Source organism: Pseudomonas sp. WT-JTC, from assembly GCF_056711565.1.
In genome coordinates, this window is the sequence record NZ_CM160042.1 from 3,270,915 (window position 1) to 3,285,580 (window position 14,666).

Annotated in this window: 13 protein-coding genes; all 13 read left to right on the forward strand. The window is 61.2% G+C overall.

Annotated elements, in window-relative coordinates; all coding sequences use genetic code 11:
• The first annotated feature begins 151 nt into the window (after window positions 1–151).
• The 13 genes from AC06G5_RS14990 to AC06G5_RS15050 all read left to right on the forward strand — a co-directional run bounded on the left by AC06G5_RS14990 (window position 152) and on the right by AC06G5_RS15050 (window position 14,638).
• Window positions 152–1,291 (forward strand): iron-containing alcohol dehydrogenase, encoded by a 1,140-nt coding sequence (locus AC06G5_RS14990; RefSeq protein ID WP_480459816.1) that lies wholly within the window; start codon window positions 152–154, stop codon window positions 1,289–1,291.
• A 73-nt stretch (window positions 1,292–1,364) separates the two neighbouring features.
• Window positions 1,365–2,144, forward strand: a complete 780-nt coding sequence (locus tag AC06G5_RS14995) for an enoyl-CoA hydratase-related protein (RefSeq protein ID WP_413428062.1) — start codon at window positions 1,365–1,367, stop codon at window positions 2,142–2,144.
• Between the two features lies 1 nt (window position 2,145).
• A complete protein-coding gene (locus tag AC06G5_RS15000; protein ID WP_413428061.1) occupies window positions 2,146–3,354 on the forward strand; it encodes a CaiB/BaiF CoA transferase family protein in 1,209 nt (402 codons plus the stop codon).
• 155 nt (window positions 3,355–3,509) lie between these two features.
• Window positions 3,510–4,553, forward strand: coding sequence for a TRAP transporter substrate-binding protein (locus AC06G5_RS15005; protein ID WP_413428060.1), 1,044 nt, complete (start codon window positions 3,510–3,512; stop codon window positions 4,551–4,553).
• Window positions 4,554–4,568: 15 nt separating this feature from the next.
• Window positions 4,569–6,467: a TRAP transporter large permease gene (locus AC06G5_RS15010; protein ID WP_480459817.1), complete on the forward strand. Its 1,899-nt coding sequence runs from the start codon at window positions 4,569–4,571 to the stop codon at window positions 6,465–6,467.
• Between the two features lie 31 nt (window positions 6,468–6,498).
• The gene (locus AC06G5_RS15015) at window positions 6,499–6,957 is read left to right on the forward strand and encodes a thioesterase family protein (protein ID WP_413704799.1); all 459 of its coding nucleotides are present in this window, start codon (window positions 6,499–6,501) and stop codon (window positions 6,955–6,957) included.
• 15 nt (window positions 6,958–6,972) lie between these two features.
• Window positions 6,973–7,932 (forward strand): amidohydrolase family protein, encoded by a 960-nt coding sequence (locus AC06G5_RS15020; protein WP_413428057.1) that lies wholly within the window; start codon window positions 6,973–6,975, stop codon window positions 7,930–7,932.
• Window positions 7,925–8,884: an amidohydrolase family protein gene (locus AC06G5_RS15025; RefSeq protein WP_413428056.1), complete on the forward strand. Its 960-nt coding sequence runs from the start codon at window positions 7,925–7,927 to the stop codon at window positions 8,882–8,884. Before AC06G5_RS15020 ends, AC06G5_RS15025 begins: the two co-directional genes overlap by 8 nt.
• Window positions 8,885–8,915: 31 nt before the next feature.
• A complete protein-coding gene (locus tag AC06G5_RS15030) occupies window positions 8,916–10,493 on the forward strand; it encodes an aldehyde dehydrogenase (NADP(+)) (RefSeq protein ID WP_480459818.1) in 1,578 nt (525 codons plus the stop codon).
• Window positions 10,494–10,610: 117 nt separating this feature from the next.
• Entirely contained in the window at window positions 10,611–11,183 is a 573-nt protein-coding gene (locus AC06G5_RS15035; protein WP_480459820.1) for a PPC domain-containing DNA-binding protein, read from the forward strand.
• Between the two features lie 89 nt (window positions 11,184–11,272).
• Entirely contained in the window at window positions 11,273–12,580 is a 1,308-nt protein-coding gene (locus tag AC06G5_RS15040; protein WP_413424334.1) for an OprD family porin, read from the forward strand.
• A 446-nt stretch (window positions 12,581–13,026) separates the two neighbouring features.
• Window positions 13,027–14,292 (forward strand): MFS transporter, encoded by a 1,266-nt coding sequence (locus AC06G5_RS15045; RefSeq protein ID WP_480459889.1) that lies wholly within the window; start codon window positions 13,027–13,029, stop codon window positions 14,290–14,292.
• Window positions 14,293–14,332: 40 nt separating this feature from the next.
• Entirely contained in the window at window positions 14,333–14,638 is a 306-nt protein-coding gene (locus tag AC06G5_RS15050; RefSeq protein ID WP_413424332.1) for a DUF1330 domain-containing protein, read from the forward strand.
• The last annotated feature ends 28 nt before the right edge of the window (window positions 14,639–14,666 follow it).

Here is a 14,666-nt window from a genome sequence, read left to right on the forward strand (position 1 = left end):
GTATCGAAAGTTGTCAGTATCGAGGCTCGCCACGACGGACCTATAGTCCACCCCACAACCAGGCAATGCAATGGTTTTGACCAGAGAACGAAAGTCCTCCTGCCGTAGACCGATTGCAACAATAACAATCCTGTATAACTCGCGGTGAATCATGTCCCTGATCAATTACATCACCAAGATCCAGTTCGGCTACGACAGCCTGCAGCACCTGGCCGCCGAAGCCGAGCGCGCCGGCATCACCAGGCCGCTGATCGTTACCGACCTCGGCGTGCGCAATGCCGGCATCGTCGACAAAGTCATCAAAGCCCTCGGCGCCGAGCGCGCCCCGACGATTTTCGACGCCACCCCACCCAACCCGAACGAGCACGCCGTGCGTGAAGCCGTGGCGCAATACCAACTCGGTGAATGCAACGGCATCATCGCCGTCGGCGGTGGTTCCTCCATCGACCTGGCCAAAGGCGTGGCGGTCTGCGCCACTCACGACGGTCCTTTGCAAAGTTTTGCGGTGATCGAAGGCGGACTGGATCGCATCACCCCGGCCACCGCGCCATTGATCGCGATTCCGACCACCGCCGGCACCGGCAGCGAAGTCGGTCGCGGCGCCATTCTGATCCTTGATGACGGGCGCAAGGTCGGCGTGATCTCGCCGTATGTCGTGCCCCGCGTGGCGATCTGCGATCCGGAATTGACCCTGGGCCTGCCGGCAATGCTCACCGCCGCCACCGGCATGGACGCTATTGCACATTGCATAGAGACCTTCATGGCGCCGGCCTTCAACCCCGCCGCCGACGGCATCGCCCTCGACGGCCTGTGGCGCGCCTGGGAACACATCGAGCGCGCAACGGCCGAGCCCGGTGATCGCGAAGCGCGGATGAACATGATGAGCGCCTCCATGCAGGGCGCCCTCGCCTTTCAAAAAGGCCTGGGCTGTGTGCACAGCCTGTCCCACGCACTGGGCGGGATCAATCCGAAGCTGCACCACGGCACGTTGAACGCGATCTTCCTGCCTGCGGTCGTGCACTTCAACGCCGATGCCCCGACGGTGCGTGACGAGCGAAAACTCGAACGATTGCGCCATGCCATGGGCCTTGAGGCAGGTGCCAGTATCGGCGCGGCCATCGAAGACATGACGCGACGCCTGGGCCTGCCGACCCGGCTGAGCGAGATCGGCGTGAACGAGAGCCTGTTCGCCGGCATCGTCGAAGGCGCGCTGCACGATCACAGCCACAAGACCAACCCCCGCGAAGCGTCCTCTGCGGACTACCTGTCGATGCTCGAACAATCGCTGTAAGCAGCCGCTATCCAACAACAATAAATCAGGAGGCATCCGCGTCGTCGGCCCGGCCGACACCCGCGGAACAATCATGAAACCCACCGTCCTTATCGAACGGCAAGACGCCATTGCCATCGTCACCCTCAGTCACCCGGGGAAAATGAATGCCCTGACCCTGTCCATGTGGCAGGACCTGGGTGACGTCATGACCGAATTGTCCGCCGACCTCAGCGTGCGCTGCGTGGTGCTGCGCGGAGCAGGCGAACAGGCCTTTGCCGCCGGCGCCGATGTCAGCGAGTTTCCAGGCGTGCGTGCCAACCAGGCACAAGCCCGGGTGTATGCCGAAGTCACCTCGGCGGCGATGCGTGCGATCGCCGACTGTCCGCACCCGGTGATCGCGATGATCCACGGCGTGTGCGTCGGCGGCGGCCTGGAAATCGCCGCGCTCTGTGACCTGCGCATCTGCGGCACCTCCAGCCGCTTCGGCGCGCCGGTCGGCAAGCTCGGGCTGGTCATGTCCTATGACGAAATGGCCGGCCTGGTGGCGCTGGCCGGGCGCTCGACCACCCTGGAAATTCTCCTGGAGGGGCGCATTCTCGACGCCAACGACGCCTACGTGAAAAAACTCGTGACCCGTGTCGTGGCCGATGTCGACGTCGAGGCGGAAACCCTCGCCACGGCTAAGCGCATCACCAACGGCGCGCCGCTTGTCGCTCGCTGGCACCGCCAGGCTGCACGACAACTGGAAGCCGGCATCGCACCCACCGACGAGCAGATCGACAGCAGTTATTGCTGCTACGACACCCAGGACTTCCAGATCGGCCTGAACGCTTTCATCGCGAAAGCCAAACCACAATTCGAGGGCAAATAACATGGGACCGCTGACAGGCATGCGTGTTGTAGAACTGGCTCACATCATGTCCGGACCGGTGTGCGGCATGATGCTGGCCGACATGGGCGCGGACGTGGTGAAAGTCGAGAAAGTCCCAGATGGCGATGACTCGCGCCGCTTCTCGCCGATCATGGCCAGCGGTGAATCCGCTTCGTTCATGGTGGTCAACCGCAACAAGCGCGGGATCGGCCTTAACCTGAAAACCGACGGTGGCCGTGACGTGTTGCGGCGCCTGCTGATGGACGCCGACGTGGTCACGGAAAACTACCGCGCCGGCACCATGGAAAAATTCGGCCTGGGCTATGAAACCCTGAAAGTCCTCAATCCAGGGCTGATCTATTGCGCGATCTCCGGCTACGGTCGCAGCGGACCGTTCGGCGAGAAAGGCGGCTTCGACCTGATCGCCCAGGGCATGAGCGGCATGATGAGCATGACCGGTGAGGCCGGACGCGAGCCAGTCAAGGCCGGTTCGCCAGTAGCCGATATCAACTCGGGCATCCTCGCCGCCCTCGGCATCTGCGCCGCCTACGCCGCCAAACAGAAAACCGGCCTGGGGCAGATGGTCGATACCTCGCTGTTCGAAGCGGGCCTGCAACAGATGTACTGGCCGGCCGCGGCGTATTTCGCCGATGGCACCATCCTGCCGAAAATGGGCTCCGCCAACTCCACCAGTGCGCCGTATCAGGTGTTCCGCACCGCCGATGGCTGGATCAATATCGGCGCCGCCAACCAGGCCAACTACGAGCGACTGGTCGAGGCGCTGGCCGTCCCGCAGCTCAAGGCCGATCCGCGTTTTGCCAGTAACGCGTTGCGCATGGAGCACCGCCTGGCGTTGGTGGAAATTCTCAACGAAGTGCTGGTGGCGCGCACCACCGATGAATGGATGGTGTTGTTCGACAGCCTCGGACTGCCTGCCGGACCTGTCCTCGACATCGCCGCCGCCCTGGCCCACCCGCAAACCAAAGCGCGCGGCATGGTCGTCGAGACTGAACACCCCACGGAAGGCCGGGTACGCGGCATGGGCCTGCCGATTCACTTCTCCGACATGGATAACGCCGCACCACCGAGCAGCCGCCCTGCGCCACTGCTCGGCGAACACACCCGCGAAGTGCTGAAGGAAAGCGGTTACGCGGAAAACGAAATCGACGAACTGATCCGCAGCCAGGCCGTGGTGGCACTGGCGTCCTGAACCTTGTAGGAGCGAGCTTGCTCGCGATGGACGTTAACGATAACGCGTGTTTGCTGGATAAACGCGGCGCTCCCAAGTCCATCGCGAGCAAGCTCGCTCCTACAGGGATCCGCTGTTTTTTAGAACAACTACAACAAAAACAATAGGTGAACATCATGAGCCGTATCTTGACCGAGTCCGTTAGCCGCCGATCCTTCCTGGTGTCTGCCGGCGTCACCGTGGGTGGTGCTTTCGCCGCCAATCTGCTGCCTTCCGGCGCCTTCGCCGCGACCAAGCCCATTGTGTTGCGCTACACCAGCAGCCTGCCCGACACCCATCCGCTGAACAAGCAAATGAAAGCCGCTTCAGATGCCATCAAGGTCGAAACCAATGGCGCAGTGGACTTGCAGGTCTACGCCAACGGCGCCATGGGCGGCGACACCGACATGCTGTCCCAGGTGCGTGCGGGGGCGATCGATTTCATTCCGTTGCCCGGCGCGATTCTTTCGACACTGGTGCCGGCCATGTCGATCGAAAGCATGCCGTTCGCTTTCAAGGACTACGACAGTGTCTGGGCCGCGCTGGACGGCAAGCTGGGCGAGCACGTACGCGCCAAGACCGAGAAAGTTGGCCTGATCCCGATGGAAAAAGTCTGGAACAACGGCTTCCGCCAGATCACCAGTTCGACGCGGCCGATCAACACCCCGCAAGACCTCGCCGGCTTCAAACTGCGCGTCCTGGTCAGCCCGCTGTGGACGTCGATGTTCAGTGCCCTGGGCGCCTCGCCGACCGGCATCAGCATCAACGAAACGTACTCGGCGTTGCAGACCAAGGTCGTCGATGGCCAGGAAAACCCGCTGGTGGTGGTCGAGTCCGCGCGTTTCTATGAGGTGCAGAAATACTGCTCGATGACCGACCACATCTGGGGAGGTTTCTGGATCGTGGCGTCGGGCAAGACCTTTCCAAAACTGCCCGCCGATGTCCAGGAAATCGTCTCGCGGCAGATCAACGCCGCCGCTCTGGTCCAGCGCCAACAGGTGATCGATCTCAACTCCAGCCTGGAGCCATCCCTGACCGCCCACGGCATCACCTTCAACAAAGTCGACCGTGCATTGTTCAGGGCTGACCTGCAATCCAAAGGCTTCTACACCCAGTGGAAGGAAAAGTACGGCCCTGAAGCCTGGAGCTTGCTCGAGCAGTACGCGGGTCAACTGTCCTAAGCCGGAGACACAGTCATGAAAAATCAAATGCCAATGACGGATGTCGCACCCGCTGAAGGACTCAGCCCACACCACGCCACGTTTCGCCTGGGACGCGCGCTGGACACCGGCTTGCGCTGGCTGACTGAAGGCAGTGCGGCGCTGCTGGTGGTGATCGAAGTCACGTTGCTGTTCTGCAACGTGTTCTCGCGCTATGTACTCAATCAGCCGATCGTCTGGGGGGATGAACTGGCGTCGCTGCTGTTTCTGTGGCTGGCGATGCTCGGTTCGGTGGTGGCGATGCGTCGCGGCGAGCACATGCGCCTGACCTCGTTCATCGGGCGCTTGCCGGTAGAAAAACGCGCATTCGTCGACACCTTGGGCGCAGTCATCGTCATCACGTTCATCGGACTGCTGTTCACTCCGGCCTGGGAGTACGTCAGCGACGAGTGGATCATCACCACCGCAGCCCTGGAAATCCCCAACGCCTTTCGCGTGTCAGCCATCGCGGTCGGCCTGAGTCTGATGCTGATGACCTGCGTCGCGCGGCTGTTGACCAGCGCCCGGCTGATCGATTTCTCGGTGTCAGTGGCGATGCTCGCCTCTCTCGCCGCGCTGTTGTGGGTGGCGCAAGGCACGATGCTGCTGATGGGTAACTGGAACCTGGTGATCTTCTTCATGATCGGCGTGATGGCGATGATCGTCATCGGCGTGCCGATCATGGTCGCGTTCGGCCTGGCAACGGTGGCGTACCTGTCGACCATGACCAGCACACCGCTGACCCTGGTGGTCGGGCGGATGGACGAAGGCATGGCAAGCCTGATCCTGCTGGCCATCCCGCTGTTCGTGTTCCTGGGCGCGCTGATCGAAGCCATGGGCATGGCGCGGGCGATGATTCGCTTCCTGTGCTCGTTGATCGGTCATGTGCGCGGCGGCCTGTCGTATGTGCTGATCGGTGCCATCTACCTGATCTCCGGCATTTCCGGGTCCAAGGCTGCCGACATGGCCGCCATCGCCCCGGCACTGTTTCCGGAAATGAAGAAACGCGGCGAAGACGAAAACGAGCTGGTGGCGATGCTCAACGCCTCCGGGGCGATGTCGGAAACCATTCCGCCAAGCCTGGTGCTGATCACCATCGGTTCGGTAACCGGTGTGTCGATTTCCGCACTGTTCACCGGCGGCTTCATGCCGGCAGTCGTGGGTGCAATTGCCATGGCGGCGGTGGTCTGGTGGAAAAACCGCAAGAAAGACGTTTCTACCGGTAAACGCGCCACGGGAAAGGAAATCGGCCACTCGCTACTGGTCGCGTTGCCGGCCCTGGCCCTGCCCTTCGTGATCCGCACCGCCGTGGTTGAAGGCGTCGCTACCGCGACCGAAGTCGCCGCCATTGGCGTGGCGTACACCTTCATCGTGGGTCTGCTGTGCTATCGCTGCTTCGATTGGCGCCGCTTGTATCCGATCCTGGTCAGCACCGCGTCGTTGTCCGGCGCGATTCTGATCATCATCGGCAGCGCCACCGCCATGGCATGGGCGCTGACCCAGTCAGGCTTCTCCCACCAGCTGGCGCAAGTGATGTCGACGGTGCCGGGCGGCCCGCTGGGCTTTCTGATTATCTCCGCGGTGGCGTTCATCCTGCTCGGCAGCTTTTTGGAAGGCATCCCGGCCATCGTCCTGTTTGGACCGCTCTTGTTCCCGATCGCCAAAGCCATGGGCATCAACGACGTGCACTACGCCATGGTCGCGATCTTCGCCATGGGCCTGGGCTTGTTCGCCCCGCCGTTTGGCGTGGGGTTCTACGCCGCGTGCGCCATTGCCAAGGTCGACCCCAGCGGTGCCATGCGTCGGGTCTGGCCGTACCTCGGCGCGCTGGTGGTGGCACTGGCGGTGCTGATCGCCGTGCCGTGGGTTTCCATCGGCTTCCTGCCCAATGCCTGAATTGCCCTTTGACTTGACCAAGAGGTTTTCCATGAATTTCTCCACAATGCATGCAGGCTCCGCCACCGAACGCCGACTGACCGTCGACAAGGAACGCACCATCTCGTTTCTCGGCGAAGACTTGCGCATCTACGCCACGCCGCGCCTGGTCGATGACATCGAGCAGACCTGCCTCGATTACCTGCTGACCTTTCTCGATGAAGGCGAGAATACTGTGGGGGCTGCGGTCGATATTCGTCACGTCGGCGCCACGCTGCTGGGAATGTCGGTGAGCATCGTTGCCACGGTCACGCGCATCGAAGGGCGCAGTGTCACCTTCAACGTCGAAGTGCGCGATGACGTTGAACTGGTGGCTACGGCGGCGCACACCCGCGTAGCGGTGAACGTCGCCAAACTGCGCAGCCGCGTCCAGGCCAAAGCCGAAGCAGCCGCTGCAGGCGACGTCGAAGATAGCGTGCTCGGCCCTTCCCCATTGACTGCGACGCGCTGAACAAGGGACGACGTCATGATCACGCTGCACGAACGCAACGGCTTGCCGAACCTTGCCGCCGAAGACGCGCTGCCGTTAGTCGATGCCCACCATCACTTGTGGGATCTGGGCAACGGTCGTTATCCGTGGCTGCAGGACGACTATCACGAGGATTTTTTTCTGGGCGACTATCACAGCCTGTGCCGTGATTTCCTGCCGGACACCTTTCTCGCTCTGACCGAAAAGCAACGGTTGGTCGGCACCGTGCATGTCGAAGCCGAGCGCGCACGCGATGAGCAAGTCGCCGAAACCCGGTGGCTGGAACAGGTGAACGCCCGTTATGGCTTCCCGAGCGCCATCGTCGCCCACGCCTGGTTCGATCGCGAAGACAGCGCCGAGATACTCGCCGCCCAGGCTGCGCGGCCACTGGTCAAAGGCATACGTTCGAAACCGCTGACCTCGGCGTCACCGGACGTGTCGATTACCGGGGCCAAGGGCACCATGCAGGACCCGAAATGGCTGGAAGGATTTGCGCGACTGGCCGATCACGATCTGTCGTGGGACTTGCGCGTGCCGCCGTGGCACCTGGTCGAGGCAGCCGAGGTGGCGGCGATGTTTCCGCAAATCCGCATTGCGCTCAATCACACCGGCTTCGCCTGGGATCGCAGCCCGCAAGGCATGGCACGCTGGCGCAAAGGCCTGGAAGCACTTGCCTTGCAGCCCAACGTGCACATCAAGTTGTCGGAGTTCGGCCTGAAGGATTCGTCCTGGAACTACGCCGACAACCGGGTGGTGGTACTGACCGCGCTGGAGATTTTCGGCCCTGAACGTTGCATGTTCGCCAGCAACTTTCCAGTGGCCGGGCTGCGCGCTTCCTACGACACGATTGCCAATGGCGTGGCCGACATGCTCGCACCGTTGGGCCGTGCGGTGCAGGAAGCGGTGTTCGCCGGCAACGCTCAACGCTTTTATCGCCTGGAGCAACTGCATGGATGAGGTATCAAGTATCGACTGGCGCACACGCTTTCTGGCCAGTGGCGACGATGCGGACCTGCCCATCGTCGACGCGCATCAACACTATTTCGACGTCGAAGCCCATTACTACCCGTGGCTGAACGATCGCCCGTTGCGGCCGTTCCGCTATGGCGATTATTCGTCCATTTGCCGCAACTTTCTGCCGGCTGACTATCGCCGACTGGCCAGCAAGCATCGCGTGGTGCAGACCGTTGTCATAGAAGGTGAATGGGACCCGGCAACCCCTGCCGATGAAGTGACGTTTGTCGAATCACTGGCGCATAGCGAACCCGGTGTGGCGGCGATGGTTGCACAGGCCCGGCTGGACCGTGAAGACGCTTTCGACCTGTTGCGCCTGTACGCAAATCACCCGCTGGTGCGCGGCATCCGCCACAAACCGACGGTGACCAGCCGTGAGGCCTGGCATGCGGATTTTGCAGAACCAGGCTCCATGCGTGACCCGCGCTGGCGTGAGGGCTACGCACAACTGGCGAAAAACGGCCTGCACTTCGAGTTGCAGGCGCCCTGGTGGCATCTGCCAGAAGCCGCCGAGCTGGCCCGGGACTTTCCCGACGTGACCATCGTGGTCAATCACACCGCGCTGCCGGCGGATCGGTCCGAAGCAGGCTTGGCCGGGTGGCGTACCAACCTTGCGCTGCTGGCACGGGAGCCGAACGTTGCCTTGAAGATTTCCGGCATCTGCATTCCCGGCAAGGCATGGCCGGTCGAAGCGAACCGGAGGGTGGTGAACGACGCGATTTCGATTGTCGATGTCAGCCGTTGCGCGTTCGCCAGCAATTACCCGGTCGATGGCGTGGTGAACAGCCTCAGCGAAGTCCTCGACGGGTTCAAAGCCATTGTTCGCGACCGTCCCCTCACTGAACGGCTGGCCCTGTTTCATGACAACGCCCGACGCATCTACCGGCTCACTTGAACCCGATTGCACCGCTCATCAGGAGTCCAACATGTTTGAAGTTTCAGGCCACAACTATATCGCCGGCACACGTTCGGCAAACGGTACGACCACCCTGCATAGCTACGACGCCAGCACCGGGGAAGCACTGCCGTACCGCTTTCATCAAGCGACAACGGACGAAGTGAACGCGGCCGCGCAAGCCGCCGCCACGGCTTACCCGACCTTCCGCAATCTTTCTGCTGCACGTCGCGCCGGTTTTCTCGACGCCATTGCCACAGAACTGGAGGCGCTCGATGAAGTGTTCATCAGCCTCGTGTGCCAGGAAACCGCCCTGCCCGCCGCGCGCATCCAGGGTGAGCGGGCCCGCACCAGCGGCCAGATGCGCCTGTTCGCCACGATGCTGCGGCGCGGCGATTTCTACGGCGCGCGCATCGACTGTGCGCTGCCGGACCGGCAACCGCTGCCCCGCCCGGACCTGCGCCAATATCGCACCGGTCTCGGACCGGTCGCGGTGTTCGGTGCCAGCAACTTCCCGCTGGCCTTTTCAACCGCGGGCGGCGATACAGCCTCCGCCCTCGCCGCCGGTTGCCCAGTAGTGTTCAAGGCCCACAGCGGGCACATGGCGACCGCCGATTACGTCGCCGATGCGATCACTCGCGCCGCGCGAAAAACCGGCATGCCTGAAGGTGTCTTCAGCCTGCTTTACGGCAGTGTCGGTGAAGCCCTGGTCAAGCACCCGGTGATTCAGGCGGTCGGTTTCACCGGTTCGTTGCGCGGCGGTCGGGCCTTGTGTGACATGGCAGCAGCACGCCCGCAACCGATCCCGGTGTTCGCCGAGATGAGCAGCATCAACCCGGTGTTGCTGTTGCCCGAAGCGTTGAAAGCACGCGGCGACAAAATCGCCACCGAGCTGAGCGCTTCGGTGGTACTGGGTGCGGGTCAGTTCTGCACCAATCCCGGTTTGGTGCTGGGCATTCGTTCGCCGCAATTCAGCGCTTTCCTTGAGCGTTTTGCCGGATTGATGAACGAACAACCCGCACACACCATGCTCAACATCGGTGCCCTGAAAAGCTACTGCCACGGCCTGGACAACCTGCGCGCCCACCCCGGCATAACGCACCTGGCCGGCGCCGATCAACAGGGTAATCAGGCACAGCCACAAGTGTTCAAGGCCGACGTCAGCCTGTTGATCAACGGAGATCAATTGCTCCAGGAAGAAGTATTCGGCCCGACCACTATCGTCGTCGAAGTCGCCGACCACGCCGAGTTGATGCAGGCCTTGCACGGCCTGCGCGGGCAGTTGACCGCCACCCTGATGATCGAAGACACCGAAGCCGGCAGTGTCAGCGACGTGCTGGCCCTGCTTGAACAGAAAGTCGGGCGCGTATTGTTCAACGGTTACCCCACGGGCGTGGAGGTCTGCGACGCGATGGTCCACGGCGGACCGTACCCGGCGACGTCGGATGCGCGCGGCACGTCGGTCGGCACCCTGGCGATCGATCGCTTCCTGCGCCCCGTGTGCTACCAGAACTGCCCCGACAACCTGCTGCCAGATGCCCTGAAAAACGCCAATCCGCTGGGCATCGCCCGCCTGGTTGACGGCGTCAGCCACCGCGAAGCGCTGTAAGTCAGCGGCTTCAACTAACGCCCACTGATAGCAACAACTTCCATGCCTGTGAACAACAGGCATCGGATTCGCTCGTCCCAAAACCGCTGCACCCACAATAAAAACAGAGGAACTCTCATGCACGTTCAACGTCACCCGAAACAACGCTTTTGCAGACTGCTGCTGGCCGTTACTGCCGCCGTGATGATCAATACCGCAGGCACTCAGCTGGCCGTTGCCGACACCACACCCACCGCGACGACAGCGCCCATGCAATGTGCCACTGAAGCCACACCCCGCTACACCAGGACCCCCACCGGTTACCTCATGGTGTTGCGCACGGGTGACAACGCGTTCAAGGAACTGACCAAACTGGCGATAGCCGAGAAGATCCCCAGCGCCTCGATCAGCGGGATCGGTTTCGGCAACGTGAAGTTCGGTTTCTGGAACAAGGACAAAAAGGACTTCGACGCCAAGACCTTCAGCAACGTCGAGATGGCCAGCATCACCGGCTCGGTGGCGTGGAAGAACGATCAGCCTTCGGTCCACATGCACGGAGTCGCCGGCGACGCCACGTTCCAGGCCTATGGCGGCCACATTCTGGATTTCGAAGTCACCACCGGTTCGATGGAGATCTCTGTGATCTTGCACCAGCGGCGTCTGGAACGCGGGATTGACCCGTGCATCGGCGCCAACGTACTGGGTATCTGATTCCAACAGCAGGCTCCCGCCAACAGCGCATCTGTGACGGCGGGAGTCACCCTTCTCAATTCCAACTACAAAAACAAGGGGCGCTTCATATGAGCAACAAGAACACCGTTGTAACCCTGGCTCTGGGTGCCATTGCACTCAGCACCCAGGCACAGGCCGACTTCCTGAGTGACAGCAAAGCCACGCTGGGGATGCGCAATTTCTACTTCAACAATGACAACCGCGACGGCTCGGCCGCCCCCTCGAAAACCGAAGAATGGGCACAGGGCTTCATGCTCGACTACAAGTCGGGCTACACCGATGGCGTGGTGGGTTTTGGCGTCGACGCGCTGGGTTTGATGGGCGTTACCCTGGACAGCGGCAAAGGACGGCATGTCGGCAGCTCGATGATTCCTTCGGACAGCGACAACAGCGCCGTCGATGAGTGGAGCCGGTTGGGGTTGACCGGCAAGGTCAAGGTCTCGAAATCCGAGCTGCGCCTGGGCACGCTGATGCCGAAGCTGCCGATCCTGGTGGCCAACGACGGACGCCTGCTGCCGCAGACATTCGAGGGCGGGCAAATCACTTCGAGCGAGTTCAAGGACCTGACCCTGACGGGTGGCCGGATTGAACACGCCACGGGGCGGGGTTCAAGCGATCAAACCGGCCTGGCCGCCACGGGCGGTACCCGTGAAAGCAACGCGTTCGACTTCGCTGGCGGTGACTGGAAAATCACCAAGGACCTGACCGTCCAGTATTACTACGCCAACCTGGAAGACTATTACACCCAGCAGTTTTTCGGCCTGATCCACACACTGGCGATCTCGGACAATCAATCCCTGAAAGCCGACCTGCGTTACTTCAAGACCGACTCGTCCGGTAGAAACAGCTCAGGCACCTCGGGCTACAGAATCAGTGGCTACACCCAAGACAGCGATGGCGAGATCGACAACCGAACCTGGAGTGCCGCGCTGATTTACGCCTTGGGTGCCCATGCGATTACGGCGGGTTACCAAAGCGTTTCCAATGGCAGTAATTTCACTCAGCTCAATCAGGGCAACTTGCCGGACAAAGGCGCCGGTGGGGCCAGTCTTTACCTGTATACCGATCGCCTGATCCAGACCTTCACCCGCGCGGGCGAGCGCACAGCCTTCGGTCAGTATGCGTATGACTTCGCAGCCTTGGGGCTGCCGGGTTTGAAAGCGTCGGTCATGTATCTCAGCGGGGATAACATCAAGACGACATCCGGTGATAACCAGAAAGAATGGGAGCGAGATATCAGCCTGGACTACGTACTCCAGTCCGGTGCGCTCAAAGGGGTTGGATTCGGTTGGCGCAATGGCAAGTCGAACAGCGAAGCGTCCCGCAACCAGGATCAGAATCGATTGATCGTGAGCTATAGCATTCCGTTGTTTTAGCCACTGGGCATCAGTAACGGTTTTCACGCCGCCAGATTCTCCATAGCTACCGGCGACCGGTAATCGTTGTAGCTGTGGAGCCCGCTCGATCCCACGGACATCTTGTTTATTGGACTTGAGTATTAGTTATACCGGTATGGATTGTTGTCAATACCGCCCCCTTCTTTAGCATGCATATACTTCCGCACACTGCTTCCGAGTCTATGGACAAGGGGTCTCGGGTAGCCGTTGATAATGGGTAAAGCTTCTTGTCATACCAACGGGAGCGAGGCTTCGGCTGACGACTACCAACTGCTGCTGGAACAATCGATGTAAGGCACACCTGAAGGACATCGCGCCGGTCGGCGCGCCCCCATCTGAACAACAATAAAAAGAGTGTTGATATGATCCCTGAATCCGCAACCGAAGTTGCAGGTCTCGAGCATAGTGGTGCCCGGACCTCGTCCCTGAAGAAGTACCAGAGCATCACCGTGGTGTTGTTGTTGCTGATTGGCATCGTCAACTATCTGGATCGCAGCGCGCTCTCGATAGCCAATACCTCGATCCAGAAAGACATGCTGATCAGCCCGTCGCAGATGGGCATCTTGCTGTCAGCGTTTTCCTTGGCCTACGCGTTCGCCCAGTTGCCGCTGGGCATCATCATCGATCGACTGGGCAGTAAAATCTCTCTCGGCGCCGCCTTGCTGACCTGGTCCGTTGCGCAATCGGTATCCGGGCTGGTGAACAGTTTTGCCGGCTTCATTGGCCTGCGGATCCTGCTGGGGGTGGGTGAGGCGCCGATGTTCCCATCGGCGGCCAAGGCCTTGTCGGAATGGTTCGAGGCCGAGAAACGCGGGACGCCGACCGGCATCGTGCTGTCCTCGACATGTATCGGGCCGTGCCTGGCTCCGCCGTTGTTGACGCTGTTCATGATCAATTTCGGCTGGCGCGGGATGTTCGTCATCACCGGGTTTATCGGCATCGTCCTGGCCACGTGCTGGCTGATGTTCTACAAGAGCAAAAAACAGTACCTGGCCGAGCTGGCCGCCAGCGGTCAACCGTCGCCGGAGGTTGCCCGGGTCGCCGAAAAAAATGCTGAGCCGGCACCGCGCAAGGCGCTGTTTGCCGACTGGTTGAGCCTGTTCCAGCACCGCAGCACCTGGGGCGCGGTACTGGGTTTCATGGGCGTCATCTATATGCTCTGGCTGCACCTCACCTGGTTGCCGGGTTACTTCGAGCGCGAACATGGCCTGGGCCTGTACAAAACCGCCTGGGTGGTCTCGCTGGCTTACCTGTTCGGGGCCTTTGGCACCATTGCCGCCGGGCGCATTTGCGACCGCATGGTCAAGCGCGGCATGAGCGTGTTGGGCAGCCGCAAGGTGACGGCCATTTCCGGCCTGTTGCTCGCGGCCATGTTCACCCTGCCGCTGTCGTTTGGCAGCAGTCTGACCCTGAGTGTGGTGCTGCTGTGTGTGGCGTTGTTCAGCATCAACCTGGCCAGTTCAACGGCCTGGATGATCGCCAATGCCATTGTCTCCACACGACGGGTCGCCTCCTTTGGCTCGATCCAGAATTTTGGCGGTTACATCGCCGGGTCCATCGCGCCGATCGTCACCGGATTCAGCATTCAGCACTCGGGCTCCTTCGCCACGGCCTTCATGGTCAGCGCGGTGGTCGCAGTGGTCGCGGCACTGGCCTACTGGGTGCTGCTCAAAGGGCCGGTCGGCGACTGACCGTTATCTATTGATCGAACACTATTGAGCTGGAGGATTTATGCCCAAGGGTTATTGGATTGGCCGGGTCGACGTCAGTGATCTGCAGGAGTATCAGCGCTACGCCACGGCCAACGCCGTGGCTTACAAAAAGTATGGCGCGCGGTTTGTCATTCGCGCCGGGCGATTCGAAACGGTGGAGGGTCAGAGTCGGGCGCGCAACGTGGTGATTGAATTCCCCAGTTATCAGGCTGCCATCGATTGCTGGAACTCCCCGGAATATCAGGACGCGGCGAAGATTCGTCAGCCCATTTCCGTCATTGATCTGATCATTGTCGAGGGGTATGACGGGCCGCAACTCGATTGAGCCTGGTAGCCGTATCACTTAATCATTC